At 67.8% G+C, this 16,944-nt stretch carries 7 protein-coding genes and 2 tRNA genes; 7 read left to right on the top strand and 2 right to left on the bottom strand.

The window, feature by feature from the left end:
• The first annotated feature begins 8 nt into the window (after window positions 1–8).
• Window positions 9–1,940 carry a DNA primase gene (gene dnaG / locus JQT59_RS25790; protein ID WP_213572507.1) on the top strand — a complete coding sequence of 644 codons (1,932 nt, stop codon included), beginning with the start codon at window positions 9–11 and terminating at the stop codon, window positions 1,938–1,940.
• 13 nt (window positions 1,941–1,953) lie between these two features.
• Here dnaG and JQT59_RS25785 read toward each other — a convergent pair whose 3' ends face one another.
• Window positions 1,954–2,202, bottom strand: a complete 249-nt coding sequence (locus JQT59_RS25785) for a hypothetical protein (RefSeq protein WP_109335012.1) — start codon at window positions 2,200–2,202, stop codon at window positions 1,954–1,956.
• A 137-nt stretch (window positions 2,203–2,339) separates the two neighbouring features.
• Between JQT59_RS25785 and JQT59_RS25780 the strand changes: the two genes are divergently transcribed.
• Window positions 2,340–2,412 (top strand) — tRNA-Asn (locus tag JQT59_RS25780).
• 127 nt (window positions 2,413–2,539) lie between these two features.
• The gene (locus JQT59_RS25775) at window positions 2,540–3,772 is read left to right on the top strand and encodes an AI-2E family transporter (protein ID WP_213572506.1); all 1,233 of its coding nucleotides are present in this window, start codon (window positions 2,540–2,542) and stop codon (window positions 3,770–3,772) included.
• Here the strand turns inward: JQT59_RS25775 and JQT59_RS25770 are convergent.
• Complete coding sequence (locus JQT59_RS25770) at window positions 3,713–4,033, bottom strand: DUF6480 family protein (protein WP_502939737.1); 321 nt, start codon at window positions 4,031–4,033, stop codon at window positions 3,713–3,715. The genes JQT59_RS25775 and JQT59_RS25770 overlap by 60 nt on opposite strands.
• A gap of 152 nt (window positions 4,034–4,185) precedes the next feature.
• Between JQT59_RS25770 and JQT59_RS25765 the strand changes: the two genes are divergently transcribed.
• The 4 genes from JQT59_RS25765 (at window position 4,186) to JQT59_RS25750 (ending at window position 16,913) form a co-directional block, all read left to right on the top strand.
• Window positions 4,186–4,259 (top strand) — tRNA-Ile (locus JQT59_RS25765).
• A gap of 150 nt (window positions 4,260–4,409) precedes the next feature.
• A complete protein-coding gene (locus tag JQT59_RS25760; RefSeq protein ID WP_213572505.1) occupies window positions 4,410–15,026 on the top strand; it encodes a type I polyketide synthase in 10,617 nt (3,538 codons plus the stop codon).
• A 42-nt stretch (window positions 15,027–15,068) separates the two neighbouring features.
• Window positions 15,069–16,364: a wax ester/triacylglycerol synthase domain-containing protein gene (locus JQT59_RS25755; RefSeq protein WP_213572504.1), complete on the top strand. Its 1,296-nt coding sequence runs from the start codon at window positions 15,069–15,071 to the stop codon at window positions 16,362–16,364.
• A gap of 30 nt (window positions 16,365–16,394) precedes the next feature.
• Complete coding sequence (locus JQT59_RS25750; RefSeq protein WP_213572503.1) at window positions 16,395–16,913, top strand: DinB family protein; 519 nt, start codon at window positions 16,395–16,397, stop codon at window positions 16,911–16,913.
• Window positions 16,914–16,944 lie beyond the last annotated feature (31 nt).

Here is a 16,944-nt window from a genome sequence, read left to right as displayed (position 1 = left end):
TGTGTGCCGTGGCTGGCAGAATCCCTGATCGAGACGTTGCGGCCATTCGCGAGCGCACCCGCATCGAGGACATCGTGGGGGAGTACGTGTCCCTCAAGCGTGCCGGCGGTGACTCGATGAAGGGCCTGTGCCCGTTCCACGACGAGAAGTCGCCGTCGTTCCATGTTCGGCCCAATCATGGGCACTATCATTGCTTCGGCTGTGGTGAGGGCGGCGACGTCTACTCGTTCCTGCAGAAGATTGACCACATCAGTTTCGTCGAGGCCGTCGAGCAGCTGGCCGATCGCCTGAACTACTCGATCTCGTACGAGGGTGGCGGCACCTCCGTCCAACGCGACCGCGGCACTCGTGCGCGGCTGGTGGCGGCCAATGCCGCCGCCCAGGAATTTTATGCCGCGCGTCTGCAGGAACCGGACGCGCAGGCGGCCCGCGACTACCTGACGGAGCGCAACTTCGACGCGCACGCCGCGCAGCAGTTCGGTTGTGGTTACGCGCCCGACGGCTGGGACATACTCACGAAGCATCTGCTGGGCAAGGGTTTCGACGTCAAGGAGCTCGAGGCGGCGGGGCTGTCGAAGGCCGGCCGCCGCGGTCACATCGATCGCTTCCATCGTCGGCTGCTCTGGCCGATCCGCAACCTGTCGGGTGACGTCATCGGCTTCGGTGCGCGCAAACTCTTCGACGACGACACGATGCCGGGGAAGTATGTGAACACCCCGGAAACCATGCTGTACAAGAAGTCTCAGGTGCTCTTCGGTCTGGATCTCGCCAAGCGCGACATCGCCAAAGGGCATCAGGCGGTCGTGGTCGAGGGCTACACCGATGTGATGGCGATGCACCTCGCCGGGGTGAAGACGGCCGTTGCCGCCTGCGGAACCGCGTTCGGTGAGGACCACCTCGCCATGCTGCGTCGTCTTTTGATGGACGACAGCTATTTTCGCGGCGAGATCATCTACACGTTCGACGGCGACGCAGCCGGGCAGGCCGCGGCGATGAAGGCTTTCGAGGGTGATCAGAAGATGGCCGGGCAAACCTTCGTGGCCGTCGCCCCCGATGGTATGGACCCGTGCGAACTGCGGCAGAAGTCCGGTGACGCGGCTGTCCGCGACCTGGTGGCGCGCCGGACACCGATGTTCGAATTCGTGGTCAAGTCGATCCTCACCGAGCACGACCTCGAGACCGCGGAGGGACGTGTGGAGGCGCTGCGCCGCACGGTGCCGGTGGTGGCTCAGATCAAAGAAGCGACGCTGCGTGACAGTTACGCCGTCCAGCTGTCCGGCTGGGTGGGTTGGGACGATATCGCCGCCGTTCGTCAGCGGGTGCGCGATGAGGCGCGCAAGCGGGCGTCGACGCGGGGTTCGGTGCCTGCTCCGCCGCGCCGCAAAGCGGGCAGGGACGACAGCGATGCGCCGCAGCTTCCGGTGGGCCTGTCCCGTCCCCGGCCCAGCGACCCCACGCTGTGGGCGCAGCGGGAGGCGCTGAAGAGCGCGCTGCAGCACCCGTCGATCGCCGGCACGGTGTTCGACTCACTGCCCGTCGAGACCTTCACCCATCCGGCGTACGTGATGATCCGCGAGTCGATGATCTCAGCAGGTGGAACCAGTGCAGGCCTCGGCGGCGGCGAATGGGTCGACGCCGTCAGCAAGGGAGTGGGAGACATCACCGCGGCATCGCTCGTCTCCGAGCTCGCCGTCGAGCCGCTCCCCGTCGAAGAAGAGCGAGTGCCCCGATACATTTCGGGCGTACTCGCACGCCTGCAAGAGGTGTGGGTCGGTGAACAGGTGGCCGAGCTGAAGTCCAAGCTTCAGCGCATCTCCCCGGCCACCGAATCGGACGAATTCCACTCGCTGCTCGGCGACCTCGTCGCGTTGGAGCAGTACCGCCGCAGCCTCCTCGATCAGGCGATCGGCGACACCACCAGGGACGGGATGGCCGGCTGACCGCCTGCGGCGCTCACCGGTTCTTCAACTGCTCGTGCGGGACGAACACCGTGGTGTCCTCGTCGATCGGCTTCATCGGCTCGAGTTTGGGCTGCGTGTTCAGGGAATCGGACAGCTTCTGACGCGACACCTGCAACACCTTCTTGGTGGCCGGACTGGTGGCCACAGCCCTCGTCGCCCGGCTGATCTGTTCGTAGCGTGCACGTCCCGCCCGCGTACCCAGCACGTACCCCGCCGCGATACCGATCAACAACCGCATCATTCCCGCTTCCTCCCGGTGCACATCGACCGTCCCCATCCTGCCTGATACGTCGACAGGCAGCCGATTTGGTACTGGGGTAGGGCTATGCGCTACAGTTTCTCAGGCGTCGCCGGGAACGGCGAAGCTAAGCAGAATAATCCCCTGTAGCTCAATTGGCAGAGCTTCCGACTGTTAATCGGACGGTTGCTGGTTCGAGTCCAGCCGGGGGAGCAACAGAAACCCCCGCCCGGATCTTCCCGGGCGGGGGTTTCTGCTGTCCCGGGCCAATCCCGATCGGTGTGCGTGCCAGGCGGGTACATTCCCGCTGTATCGGCAGCAAACGACCGCGGGGTGTGCGATGAGCGAGGACGGCGGCCAGGCGGAGCGGACCCGGTCAGCCGGAGGCATCGGTCCGCGCGACGCCCCACGCTGGCTGCGACCGGCCGTCTTCTACGTGCTCCTCGCCGTCGCCGCCTACCAGATGTCGGGCTGGCTGTTCCATAACCTGCGAGGCTTCCTGGGACTGCTGTTCCTCGCGTGGTTGTTCAGCATCACCATCGAGCCGGTCGTCGATTGGATGGCCTCTCGAGGTGTTCGCCGGGGCGCCGCCACCGGACTGGTTCTGTTCGCACTGTTCGTCGCGGCCATCGCCTTCCTGGCGCTGTTCGGAACACTGCTCGCCCAGCAGCTGGCCCAGCTGCTGAAGGCACTGCCCGGCGCGCTCTCCTCGGTCACCGAATGGTCCAATCGCGTTCTCGACACCGACTTCGCGACGGGCGACGACTTGATTCATCTCACCCCCGACACCATCCGCGACCTTGCGCAGCGTTTCACCCCAGGGGTTCTGGGCGTCTTGTCCTCGCTACTCGGCGTCGTGTTCCAGATGCTGACGCTGCTGTTGTTCGTGTTCTACATGTCCGCGCAGGGACCCACCCTCCGCCGGACGATATCGAGCTGGTTCCCGGCACGGCAACAGCGCGTCATCTCCACGGTCTGGGAAATCTCCGTCGAGAAGACCGGCGGATACATGGTGTCGCGACTGATCCTTGCCGCGGTGAGTGCAGTCGCCACCGGAATCTTCCTCGTGATCATCGGCGTCCCCTATTGGCTGCCGCTCGCGCTGTGGACCGGGGTCGTCTCGCAGTTCGTCCCCACCCTGGGCACATATCTCGCCATTGCCCTGCCGGCGATCATCGCGGCGGCGGCCCAGCCGATCGACGGCGTGTGGGTAGTGGTGTTCGGAACGGTCTATCAGCAAGTCGAGAACTACATTCTTCACCCGCGAATCACCTCGCGGACGGTGTCGATCCACCCTGCGGTCGCATTCGGATCGGTCATCGTCGGCGCGTCGCTGTTCGGCGCGGTCGGGGCATTGATCTCCGTGCCCGTGGTAGCGGCGATCCAATCGCTGGTCGAAACCTACGGGCGACGTTACGAACTCGTCGCCGACGAGAGACCGATCGACCCAGGGCAGCCCGATGAAGGGCCGCCCGACGAAGGGCAGCCCGCCCAAGGACAGTCGACAGTCACCTCAGTCGAACAGCGCGAACACGCGCGCGACGAAAAAGGCCGCGATCCCCAGGATGAGTAGGCCGACCAGCACGAAAGTGAGCACCGGCAAACTGCGTCCCGGCATCGGTTGAGGATGAGACAAGCCAGAGGTCTGCCCCGCATCTGGTGGTGTATCCCCAGCGGGAACGCCACCGCCCTCGTCGAGTGCGGGTGCATCATCCGGGTCCGGTCCTGGATTCTGAGTGCTCACCTTGCTCCCTTCACGAACCGCGATCACGTAGCGACGACGGCTGACAGCAGAGGTACCCGCGACCGCGTCATCCCACACACCCAGCGCCACGACCGACAGCCGAAGCGGGGCGTCTCGAAAGCCCAAGGCGACAAGGACGCGACGCCGCGGAAGCCCCGAGATTCGCGCCGCATCCCGCGTGCCACCTCACGGCGGCGGCACGGTAACATCGGCTCGCCGCAGTCCGGACATGCCGCGGCGATGGGGCGGTAGCTCAGTCGGTTAGAGCCGTGGACTCATAATCCATTGGTCGCGGGTTCGAGCCCCGCCCGCCCCACCCCTTTCACTGTGGCGCGGAATTCGCGACCGGCGCCCGGAATTCCCTGCCACAGCGATGAGCCGATCGCCTGCGTCCGAGCCGTGGTCGCGGATAGAATCGGGTTTCTGCGCTGGACCGGGGGGGCTCTCGGATTGGAGCTGATCTCGGATGGCCGATCAGGCGAAACTCCTCGACTATTTGAAGCGGGTCACCGCAGAGCTCTATCAGGCGCGGGCGAAGTTGCGCGAGGCCGAGGGGGTCAGTCGCGAACCGATCGCCGTCATCGGAATGGGCTGCCGGTTCCCTGGCGGGGTGCGGTCACCGCAGGATTTGTGGCGCCTGGTGGAATCGGGTTCCGATACCGTCACCGAGTTCCCCGAGGATCGCGGCTGGGAGCTGGCGGATCTCTACGATCCGAAAGCCGAGCAGGCCGGCAAGACGTACACGGTGCAGGGCAGCTTTCTCGACGATGCCGCGGGCTTCGACCCGGAGGTCTTCGGCATATCACCCCGCGAAGCGCTGGCCATGGACCCGCAGCAGCGGCTTCTTCTCGAAACGAGCTGGGAAACGTTCGAACATGCCGGCATCGATCCGCGGTCCATGCACGGTCGCCAGGTCGGCGTCTTCACCGGGTTGTCGGGAATCGACTATGCGGCGCGGGCGGGCGGCATGCCGCCCGAGGACCTCGAGGGGTACTTCATCACCGGCAACGCCATGAGCGTTGCCTCCGGCCGGGTGGCATACAGTTTCGGCCTCAGCGGACCGGCGATCACGGTCGACACTGCCTGCTCGTCGTCGCTGGTCTCCATGCACCTCGCCATGCAAGCGCTGCGCAGCGGTGAGTGCGAACTGGCTCTGGCCGGCGGCGCGACCGTGATGTCGACCCCCGCGGTGTTCGTCGAGTTCAGTCGCCAGCGCGGACTGGCTCGCGACGGGCGGTGCAAGGCGTTCTCGGCCGCGGCAGACGGCACGGCGTGGGGTGAAGGCGCGGGGATAGTGGCGCTGGAACGTCTTTCCGACGCAGAGCGCAATGGTCGCCGGATCCTGGCCGTCGTCCGCGGCAGTGCGGTGAACCAGGATGGCGCGAGCAACGGCCTGACCGCTCCGAACCGGCAGGCCCAGGAGCGGGTGATAGGGCAGGCACTGTCCAACGCGGGGCTGGGACCGGCCGACGTCGACGCGGTCGAGGCGCACGGAACCGGCACCAAGCTGGGCGATCCGATCGAGGCATCGGCCCTGCTGGCCGGCTACGGCCGGAATCGTCCCGTCGACCAGCCGCTGTGGCTGGGCTCGGTGAAGTCCAATCTCGGACACACCCAGGCCGCCGCCGGCGTTGCCGGCGTGATCAAGATGATCATGGCGATGCAGCACGGGGTTCTCCCGCAGACGCTCCACGTCGACCGGCCGACCCCGCACGTCGACTGGTCGGCCGGTGCGGTGTCTCTGCTCACCGAGCAACGGAAGTGGCCCGAGGTCGATCGGCCCCGCCGGGCAGCGGTGTCGTCGTTCGGCATCAGCGGCACCAACGCCCATGTCATTCTCGAGCAGCCCCCGACGATCGAGCCGGTAGCCACCGGATTGCCTTCTTCGGCAGGCGAAGTCGTGGCGTGGTGCGTGTCCGGGCACACCGAACCCGTGCTGCGCACCCAGGCCGCGAAGTTGCGCGACTACCCCGCAGACCATCCCGAACTGACGCCTGCCGCGGTAGCCGGCGCACTGCTCGGCTCACGTGCCACCTTCGACTACCGGGCCGCGGTGATCGGGGCGGAGCCGCAGGTGCTGCTGGCCGGCCTCGACGCGCTCAGCCGAGGCGTGCCCAGCCCTCACGTGGTCAGTGGCGTGGCCTTGGAAGCCGGGGACCGGCCGGTGTTCGTCTTTCCCGGGCAGGGCTCGCAGTGGGTGGGGATGGCCACGGAGCTACTGGATTCTTCGCCGGTCTTCGCCGACAGTGTGCAGGAGTGTGCCGACGCGCTTGCCCCCTTCACGGACTTCTCGCTGCTCGAGGTACTGCGGGATCGAGATCCGGCCTCACTGGACCGGGTCGATATCGTGCAGCCGGCGCTGTTCGCGATGATGGTCGGGCTCGCGCAGTTGTGGCGTGCACACGGCGTCGACCCGGCGGCGGTGGTCGGTCACTCGCAGGGCGAGATCGCGGCCGCCTACGTCGCCGGCGCACTGAGCCTGTCCGACGCGGCGCTGGTCGTCGCGGCGCGAAGCAAGGTGATCGCCGCATCGGCCCGGCGTGGCGGTGGGATGGCCTCGCTGGCATTGCCGCACGACATCGTGCGGGAGAAAATCCAATCCTGGTCCGGTGCCATCGAGGTTGCGGCAATCAACGGCCCGACTGCGACGGTGGTCTCAGGTCCCGTCGATGCCCTCGACATCCTCGTCGGGCAGGTGCAGGGCGACGGCGTCCAAGCAAGGCGGATCGCGGTGGAATACGCCTCCCATTGCGCCGACGTTTCGGTGCTGCGCCAACCGATTCTCGACGCCCTGGCCTCGATCGAGCCGCACCGGTCACAGATTCCGTTCTACTCGTCGGTGTCAGGTGGTGCGTTGGACGGCAGCGCGCTCGACGCGGACTACTGGTACCGGAATCTGCGCCGCACGGTTCGATTCGAACAAGCGACGAGAGCCCTTGTGGCAGACGGATATCGATTCTTCGTGGAGTCGTGTGGCCACCCTGTCCTGACCGTGCCGTTGCAGGAAACGCTCGAGGCGGCGGGCGTCGCCGGACGAGCCATCGGCACCCTGAGGCGCGACAATGCAGGCCTGCGCCAGTTCACCGTCGCACTCGCCGAAGCCCATGTACACGGAGTGCACGTCGAGTGGGACCGGGTGCGGTGGGCTCACCGCGACGATCGGCAGCAGTGGGTCGACCTGCCCACGTACGCCTTTCACCACCGCCGCTACTGGCTGGAAAGTTCGGTGCCGCACGGCGATGTGGCATCGGCGGGCATGGAGACCGGGGGACACCCGATGCTCGGTGCGTCGGTCGAACTCGGCGACGGGCGTGGCGCTGTGTTCACGGGAGTGCTGTCGCCGCAACGTGTTCCGTGGCTGAGTGATCACGCGGTGAACGGCACGGTCATCCTGCCGGGCACAGCTTTCGTAGAGCTCGCCCTGCACGCAGGAAGCCGTGTCGCGTGCGGACGCCTCGAAGAACTCACCATCGAGGCGCCCTTGATGATCCCCGGCGACGGTGAGGTGGCGGTGCAGGTGAGCGTGCTCGCCGACGGCGAGGCCGGCCATTCGACGGTGTCGGTGCATTCTCGATCGGCGGATGCGTCGGGAGATGCTCCGTGGACCCGGCATGCCACCGGCGTGCTCACCGCAGACGTGGACAGCGCCGACCCCCCCGAGGAGTGGCCGCCGGCCGATGTCACACCGATCGACGTCAGAGGGCTATACGAAGTGCTCGACGACGCCGGCTACGGGTACGGCCCGATGTTCCGGGGGTTGCGCGCAGCGTGGCGCCGCGGCGACGAGCTGTTCGGCGAGGTGCGGCTGGGCGGAGAGGACCCGGCCGCGGCGGTGGCGGGATACGGTATTCATCCGGCCGTGCTCGACGCCGCGCTGCACGTTATCGCGTTCGGAGTCGCAGACACCGGCGCACGCGACGTCCGGCTGCCGTTCGCCTGGGGGACAGTGCAACTGCACGCGGTAGGCGCAACCGCCTTGCGCGTGCACATCACCACCATCGGGCCCGAGCGATATCGGGTATCGGCCTACGACTCCGCCGGCAAGTCGGTGCTGACCGCAGACTCGTTGGCGCTCCGGCCGCTGGGAGAAACCGGGGTGTCACCCGCCGGGGCCGGCGAAAGCCTCTACCGCGTGGAGTGGATGCCCGTCGGTGCATCCGCTGCGGCCCCGGCCGAGCTGCTGCCCCTCGCGGAGGCGCTCTCCGGAGCCGATCCCGACGGCCGCGTGCTGTGGCTGGCCGACGAACCGGGTGATCAGTCGGACGTGCCGACGCGGGCGCACGCCGTCGCCGAGTCGACGCTCCGAGCGGTCCAATCCTGGCTCCGGGACGAGCGTCTCGCCGAGACCCACCTACTGGTCACGACCCGGCTCGCGGTAGCCGTCCGCGACGACGAACCGATCGACAACATCTCTGCCGCGCCCGCGTGGGGACTGATCGGGGCGGTGCAACACGAGCATCCGGACCGCGTCACCCTGGTCGACCTGGACGTGCCGCCCGCCGACCTGTCCGATCCCACGCTGTTGTCCATGGCGCTGGGGTGCAACGAACCCCAGCTGGCCATCCGCGAAGGGGTGCTGCTGGCACCCATGCTCGCCGCGGCAGCGCCCGCCGCGGCGCCGCCCGACGCGGGACCGGCACCCTTCGGTCCGGCCGGCACGGTCGTGATCACAGGTGGGACCGGGACTATCGGCAGACTGATCGCGCGCCACCTCGTGGCGCGGTACGGGGTGCGGCGGCTCGTGCTGACGGGCCGGCACGTGCTCGATGCCGAGAGCGCGGCACGACTGCGGGAGGAGGTTGCCGAGCCGGGTGTAGAGATCCGCGCAGTCGCCTGCGACGTGGCCGACCGCGCAGCTGTGGCGGACCTGCTCGCCGACATTCCCGACCTGTCCGGCGTCATCCACGCTGCCGGTGTGCTCGAGGATGCCACCGCCGCTGCCGTGACCCCGCAGCAATTGCACGCCGTTCTGCGTCCCAAGGTGGACGGTGCCTGGCATCTGCACGAACTCACCCGCGACCGTGAGTTGTCGGCTTTCGTGCTGTTTTCCTCTGCGGCGGGTGTGCTCGGCGGCGCCGGCCAAGCGAATTATGCAGCGGCGAATGTTTTTCTCGACGCACTCGCGCAGCACCGCCGCCTCCGCGGACTGCCGGCGATCTCCATGGCCTGGGGATTGTGGGACCGCCCGAGCGGGATGACGTCCCATCTCAATGCGGCCGACCTCGACCGGTTGCAGCGCACGGGCATCGACACCCTCAGCCCGGAGTCGGGGCTTGCGCTGTTCGACGCGGCGCTTGCCGTCAATCGTCCGTTGATCGTGCCGATACGGCTGTCGGCGCGTTCCTCGAAGTCCGACGGTGAGTCGGTGCCGCCCATCCTGCGTCGCGTGCTGGGTATCCGTCACCGCCGCGCTGCCGCCGCCGACGCGCCGACCGGCCTGGCCGACGAGTTGCGCGCACTCGGTCCCGCAGAGCGGCACAGCCGGGTGCTGGACATCGTCACCACCCACGTTGCGGCCGTACTCGGGCACGAGGGGAAGGAGGCGATCGACCCGGAACGGGCGTTCAAGCAACTCGGTTTCGACTCGCTGACCGCCGTGCAACTGCGAAATCAACTGACCACTGCCACCGGCGTGCGGCTCGCGGCGACAGTCGTTTTCGACCATCCCACTGCTGACGCGCTGACTCAGGAGTTGGTCGCGCGACTTCTCGGCAGTTCTGCTGCTCCGCAACCGACCCAGAAAGCGCGAACCCGCAGAGACGACGACCCGATTGTCATTGTGGGAATGGCGTGTAGATATCCGGGGAAGGTGTACGGCCCGGACGACTTGTGGCGGCTCGTCCGCGACGGTCACGACGCGGTGGGGGCGTATCCCGACAATCGAGGCTGGAATCTCGACGAGGTGTACGACCCGGACCCGGATCGCAGCGGCACAACGTACATGCGTGAAGGAGGGTTCCTCTACGACGGCGACGAATTCGACGCCGCATTCTTCGGAATCAGTCCGCGCGAGGCCGTCGCGATGGACCCCCAGCACCGCCTGCTGCTGGAGTGTGCCTGGGAAGCGTTGGAAGCGGCGGGGATACGGCCCGATTCCCCCGACCTCACCGACACCGGCGTGTACGTGGGGATGATGGGCGGTGACTACGGCTTCCACCTGATGAGCCAACGCAATGTCGATGCCGAGGGCTATCTGATGACCGGGACCAGCAACAGCGTGGCCTCCGGTCGGATTTCGTACTCCCTCGGATTCACCGGTCCCGCAGTCACCGTCGACACGGCCTGCTCGTCGTCGCTGGTGGCCATGCATCTCGCGGCGCGGGCGCTGCGCGACGGCGAATGTACTCTCGCGCTGGCCGGTGGAGCGACGCTGATGGCTACGCCCGGTGTTCTCATCGAGTTCAGCCGCCAGCGCGGGCTCGCCGCGGACGGGCGGTGTAAACCGTTTTCCGATCGGGCCGATGGCACAGGGCTCAGTGAAGGCTCGGGGATGGTGGTGCTCGAGCGGCTCAGCGACGCAGAACGCAACGGTCACCAGGTATTGGCGATCGTCCGCGGATCGGCGGTCAACCAGGACGGTGCCTCCAATGGATTGACCGCACCGAACGGGCCGTCGCAGGAGCGGGTGATCCGCCAAGCGCTGGCCAATGCCGGGGTCGGACCCGCGGACGTCGACGCCGTGGAAGCACACGGCACCGGCACGACGCTCGGTGACCCGATCGAAGCGCAGGCACTGCTGGCTGCGTACGGGCAGGAGCGGGACGGACGGCCGCTGTGGCTCGGTTCGGTCAAGTCGAACATCGGCCATTCTCAGGCGGCGGCGGGCGTGGCCGGTGTGATCAAGATGGTGATGGCCATGCGGCACGGGATGCTGCCCCCGAGTTTGCATGGTGACGCCCCGACGCGGCACGTCGATTGGACGGCGGGTGAGGTCTCTCTCCTGGGCGAATCGGTTGCCTGGCCTGAGACGGGACACCCCCGCCGGGTCGGGGTTTCGTCGTTCGGCATCAGCGGCACCAATGCGCACATGATCCTGGAGCAGCCGGCCGGCTCGGCCACGCCGAAGGTCTCGCCTCCGTCGGCATCGCCGTTGGTCTGGGTGATCTCCGGAAAGACCGGGGAGGCACTACGCGCGCAGGCCGCACGGTTGACCGCCTTCCTCGATCGCGATGACGCGGAACTCCCGGATCCCGCCGACCTCGCCTACTCGCTGGCCACCACTCGATCCGGTTTCTCCCACCGCGCCGCGGTGGTCGGGGAAACGCTGACCGATCTGCGCGACGGTCTGGCTCGCATCGCCCTGGGCCGACCTGGCGGCAACGTCCTCAGCGGGACGAGTTCTCGCGGCAAGACTGCGTTCATGTTCACTGGCCAGGGTGCGCAACGGATCGGGATGGGCCGCGGTCTCTACGGTGCCTACCCTGTGTTCGCCAGGGCCCTCGACGAAGTCTGCTCCGCCCTCGACGAGCATGTGGAAAGCGCTGTCCGGCAGGTGATGTGGGACGAATCCGACGGTGGCGGCGCAAAGCTCGACAGTACCGAATACACCCAACCGGCGCTGTTCGCGGTGGAGGTCGCGCTCTCCCGGTTGCTGCGGGACTGGGGTATCACCCCTGACTACCTGATCGGTCATTCGATCGGCGAGATCACCGCAGCGCACGTCGCGGGAGTGTTCAGCCTGCCCGATGCCGCCGCCCTGGTGGGTGAGCGCGGACGGTTGATGCAGTCCACCCGTCCGGGCCGGATGATCGCGGTACGGGCACGCGCGGACGATGTCGTGGCGCAGCTCGACGGCCGGGTAGATCTCGCGGCCGTGAACGGTTCCGAGTCGGTGGTGCTCGCGGGCAGCGAGCACGACATCGACGCCGCCGCAACCGAGCTGTCCGCCGCGGGAATGAAGACGACGAGCTTGCGGGTGGAGCGAGCCTTCCATTCGACCCTGATGGAACCCATCCTCGACCAGTTCGTCTCCGTAGTGTCGAGGTTGACCGCGCAGCCGCCGAAGATTCCGGTCGTCTCCAACGTGACCGGGCGGATCGCCTCCGCCGAGGAGCTCACGTCCCCGAGATACTGGGCGCAGCACATCCGCCAACCGGTGTTGTTCGCCGACGGCATTGTGGCCCTGGACGATCTGGGCGTCACCCGACTCGTCGAAGTAGGTCCCGGCGCAGCCTTGGCCGCGAACGCCGCGGAGGTCGTCCCGACTGCATTCGCCGCACTGCCCGGACGCGGCGACGAGGCGCACGAAATCATGGAAGTCGTCGCGGCGGCCTATGTGTCGGGTGTCTCGGTCGACTGGGAGCGGGTGATGCCGGGTCGTCGCCGGGTACCTCTGCCCACCTACGCATTTCAGCGCCGTTCCTTCTGGCCGTCCGCGGCGGCGCGTAACGCCGGCGATCCGACGGAGCTGGGGCTGAGTCCGGCGGATCATCCACTGCTCGGCGCGGCGGTGACACTCGACGACGACGCGACGTTGTTCACCGGACAGCTCTCGCTGCACCGGGATTCATGGCTCGTGCCGCCGCCGGCCGAAGACGGTAGCCCATCGACGGCCGACGATTCGCACACGGTAATGCCCGCAGTGCTGGTCGAGCTCACGTTGCACGTAGCCCACCACGTCGGTCTGGACCATATCGACGAACTCACGCTGCACCACCCACTTACCCTCCCGGCGTCCGGGCTGGCCTCACTTCGCGTGCTGGTGTCGCCGAACAACGACACCGGCGGCCGCACCGTCACCATTTCGTCGAACGTGAGTGAGGCCGGCAGCGTAGACACCTGGGTTCGGAACGCGTCGGCGACCATCGACGACGTCGTCAGCTCCGAATCGGATGTACGCCAGCACGTTTCCGCGGACGACGATGCCGAAGTTCGCCTCGGTGAAGGCGTCGACACCAGCGGCTTCGGCATCCATCCGGAGCTTCTGCAGGCAGCGCTCGAGCCCCTCCTCGGAGGCGACGGCTGGCCACTCACATGGTCGGGAATCCGTCTGCACACCGTCGGTGCGGAGGCAGTATCGGTACGTTTCTCGACGACCGAGGACGGGCGATACCGCATCGTCACTGCGGACCCCGAGGGTTCGCCTGTGTTGACCATCGATGCGCTGAAGGTGGTGCCGCGGGCGGTCAGCGGGGAAGGAGCGGGCCGCTCGGCAGGCCTGCCGCTGCACCGGCTCACGTGGATTCCGGTCGAGGGCGGAGCCGCCGAGCCGGACCTCGGCCCGTCGGTCATCCTCGGCGCAGAGGGATTCGGCGACGACGGGATCGGTTCCACCTTGCCGAACTATCCCGATATGGCGGCATTGCGGGCCGCACGGGAGTCGCTGCCCGACGGAGACGACCGACGTCCGTGGACGGTGCTCGTCGGGTGTGGCACCGAGGGCGGAGGCGGGCCGGAAGCGACCCATGCGCTGTGTGCTCGGGTGCTGCGACTGCTGCAGTCGTGGCTCGACGACGACGAGGTTGCCGACAGCGCGCTCGTGATCGTGACCCGTGATGCGATGGTCACCGAGGACGGTCGGGACCGAGGCGATCACCTCGAGGCTGCGGCAGTGTGGGGTCTCGTCGGCTCCGCGCAGAACGAGAACCCGGGCCGGATCGTCCTGATCGACCTCGACGATGCGTCGGACGTCGAACCCGCCGTTGCCGCGGCGGTGGCGAGCGGAGAACCTCAGCTGGCAGTTCGGAACAACACCTTGCTCGCGCCTCGGCTGCGGCGTCTTCGCGCCGTCGACGAATCCGGCTCGGCCCTCGATCCCCGCTCGCCCTTCGATTCCCGCGGGACCGTTCTCCTCACCGGCGGCACCGGCACCGTGGGATCACTGGTCGCTCGCCACCTGGTCACCGAGCATGGGGTCCGGCACCTGCTGTTGACCAGCCGGCGCGGACCCGACGCCGAGGGTTGCGAACAACTGCGGAGAGAACTGAGCGGCCAGGGAGCCGAGGTGAGCATCGTGGCGTGCGATACCTCCGACGAATCGGCAGTCGCCCACTTGCTGTCCCGAATACCGGAGGAGCACCCACTCACGGCTGTGATTCACGCGGCCGGAGTGATCGACGATGCCACCTTGTCCTCGCTGACCCCCGAGCGACTCGACGCCGTGCTGCGGCCCAAGGTCGACGCGGCCTGGAATCTGCATCGGCTGACCGCAGCCTGCGATCTGCGCGCGTTCGTCATGTTCTCTTCGCTCGCCGGAGTCCTCGGGGCGCCCGGGCAGGCGAACTATGCTGCCGCGAACATGTTCCTCGACGCGCTCGCCCGTCACCGCAACGCCCTCGGACGGCCCGCGCTGTCGATCGCCTGGGGCATGTGGGCACCGCCGAGTGCCATGACCGACAACCTCGGTGCGATCGATCTCGCTCGTGCCCGTCGCAGCGGGATGGTCCCGATGACCGCTGCCGAAGGCCTGGCTCTCTTCGACAGTGCGTTGACCGCCGGTGTGCCGACCGTGGCGGCGGCTCGGCTCGACCTGTCCGGTTCGGCCGCTCCGTACGTTCCCGCGCCACTGCGTGGTCTGATACGGGAGGTGCGTCCGCGCGCCGCAGGTTCGGACTCGGTGGCGACCGGATCCAGCGGGTCCGGGACCTCGGATTGGGGTCAGCGCCTTGCTGATCGGTCGACGCCCGAGCAGCGGCACCTGATGCTCGAACTGGTTCGGGGTGGGGCTGCAGCCGTCCTCGGCTACGACTCTCCGGACGCGGTAGACGCCGACCAGGCCTTCAAGGAACTCGGCTTCGACTCGCTGGCCGCCGTTGCGCTCCGCAACTACCTCGGCGCCGCCACCGGCCTGCGGTTGCCGCCGACAATGGTGTTCGATCACCCCAGTCCGCGTGCCGTCGCCGAATTCCTGCGCGGAGAGCTCGTTCCGGATCCGGTGTCCGTCGCCTTGTCCGACGTCGACCGACTTCGCGCCGCCATCGCCGAGCTCGGCACCGACACCGAGGCGCGGTCGGCCGTCGCGAAGCGGCTGGAAAATCTGCTGGCAGAGGTGGCGGCGCCCGAAGAGGCGCACGCCGACACGGTCGACAAGATTCACGCCGCCACCAGTGAGGAGATCCTCGATTTGATCGACCGCGGTTTGTGAACCGCCGGACTACAGACTGCGCGCGAGGGTAGGTTCGGACGAGTGGCCAGCGAGGATCCCGATCGGCTCTCCGCCGATGACGCGCGCATCCTGGCGCTGGAATCGGCGGCAATCACCGGTCATACGCTGAAGTTGGTCGTCCTCGAGCCGGATGCCGGACCGCTCGACCTCGACGCCCTGAGATCCTCGGTAGCGGCGCGACTTCCCGGTCGACCCCGCGCGAGGCAGCGGGTCGACACGTCGGGACCGGAGCCGCGCTGGGTCGACGTCGCCGACTTCGCGATCAGCGACCATGTCCGGCGTCTGGCAGAGCCCGCCTGCGTCTCGCGGGCAGATCTGTGGCGGGCCGTCAGCAGGCTGATGTCCGAGCGACTCGACCATGACCGACCGTTGTGGACAATCGACGTGATCGGCCCGCTCGGTGACGGCCGCGAAGCGATCGCGGTCCGGATTCACCATGCGATGGCCGACGGGATCACGGCGGTCCGCTTCCTCGATGCCGTGCTCTGGGATCCGCACCCGCATCCGGACTCCGGCCAGGGGGCGCGACCGGGCATTCGCCCGGCTCCGGCGAAGCGCTCGTGGTTCGCCGAGGCCCGGCGGATGCCCGGAGCGATCTGGCGGGAACTCGTCTCGCGCGGGTCGCGCTCTCCTTTCGACCGCCCGATCGGTGTCTCCCGGGAGGTGGCCTTCACGGTCGCCCCGCTGGCAGAGCTGAAGTCGATCGGGAAGTCACGTCCCGTCCACGCAACGGTCAACGACGTTCTCCTCGCGATCGTCGCCGGCGGGGTGCGCCGATGGCTCGGCGACGGCGCGGCGGGGCTTCCGCGACTTCGTGCCCAGGTTCCGGTCAGCCTCCATCACCGAACGGAGAGCGCGGGGGAGTTCGGGAATCGGGACTCGTTCCTCAACATCGATCTGCCGCTCGGGGAGACCGACCCGCTCGAGCGGCTCGACCGGATTGCCCGAGAGACCACGGAGCGCAAACTCCTCGGCGATGCCGAAGAACTCTACGACCTGTTCCATGCCCTCGGGCGCACGAAGCACCTCGGCAGCGCTGTGGAGCGGCTCGCCGGGAGCGCGCGAGAATTCAGCCTGTCGATTTCGAACGTTCCAGGCCCGGCCGTACCCGTGGGGGTGGCCGGTCGCCGGGTCGAGCATCTCTTCTCCTCTTCGGAGCCGGCCGCGCACCACGCCCTCCGTATCGCCGCGATCTCGTGCGCCGGGAGCATCGGGATCGGGCTTTGCACCGATCCGGCGACGCTGCCCGATGTCGCCCGGCTTGCGGTCGCGATCGACGACTCGTACGCGGAACTGCGCAGGGCGGCGATCGGGTGAGGGTGATCGCCGAACCCTACGATGACGGACATGGCGATCACTCCCGACACCAAGAACTGGACCTGGGTTCTCGAACGGGCTTGTCCCGACTGCGGGTTCGACTCCGCGGAGGTCCGGTACACGGACATTCCCGATCTCGTGCGCGCGAACGCCGCGGCGTGGGTACCGGTTCTGGAGCGGCCAGACGTGGCTGTGCGCCCGGACGAGGGGACGTGGTCGGCGCTCGAGTACGCCGCCCACGTGCGTGACGTGTTCCGCATCTTCGACAAGCGACTGCAGTCGATGCTGGACGAGACGGATCCGGTGTTCCTCAACTGGGATCAGGACGAGACAGCTGTGGCGGAGCGGTACAACGAAGAGGACCCTGTGGTGGTGGGGAGGGAGCTCGCTGCGGCGGCGGCCCGCGTGGCGGATGCCTTCGACGCCGTCGAAGCCGAGCGACGCCACCGGACCGGGCGGCGTAGTGACGGCGCGTCGTTCACGGTGGAGTCGCTGGCGAAGTACTTCGTCCACGATCCGATCCACCACCTCCACGACGTGACCCGGTAACAGTTTCGGATTCTGGGGCCCGATTCGGTAG

This window comes from Rhodococcus sp. USK13 (assembly GCF_018343855.1).
GTDB classification, from domain to species: Bacteria; Actinomycetota; Actinomycetes; order Mycobacteriales; family Mycobacteriaceae; genus Rhodococcus_F; species Rhodococcus_F oxybenzonivorans.
The sequence above is the reverse complement of the archived record's forward strand: the minus strand, read 5'-3'. Positions and strand labels throughout refer to the sequence as shown.

Coding starts and splice junctions, on each gene's coding strand:
- JQT59_RS25785 (WP_109335012.1), bottom strand. CDS start 2,202: ATGATGCGGTTGTTGATCGGTATCGCGGCGGGGTACGTGCTGGGTACG.
- JQT59_RS25775 (WP_213572506.1), top strand. CDS start 2,540: ATGAGCGAGGACGGCGGCCAGGCGGAGCGGACCCGGTCAGCCGGAGGC.
- JQT59_RS25760 (WP_213572505.1), top strand. CDS start 4,410: ATGGCCGATCAGGCGAAACTCCTCGACTATTTGAAGCGGGTCACCGCA.
- JQT59_RS25750 (WP_213572503.1), top strand. CDS start 16,395: ATGGCGATCACTCCCGACACCAAGAACTGGACCTGGGTTCTCGAACGG.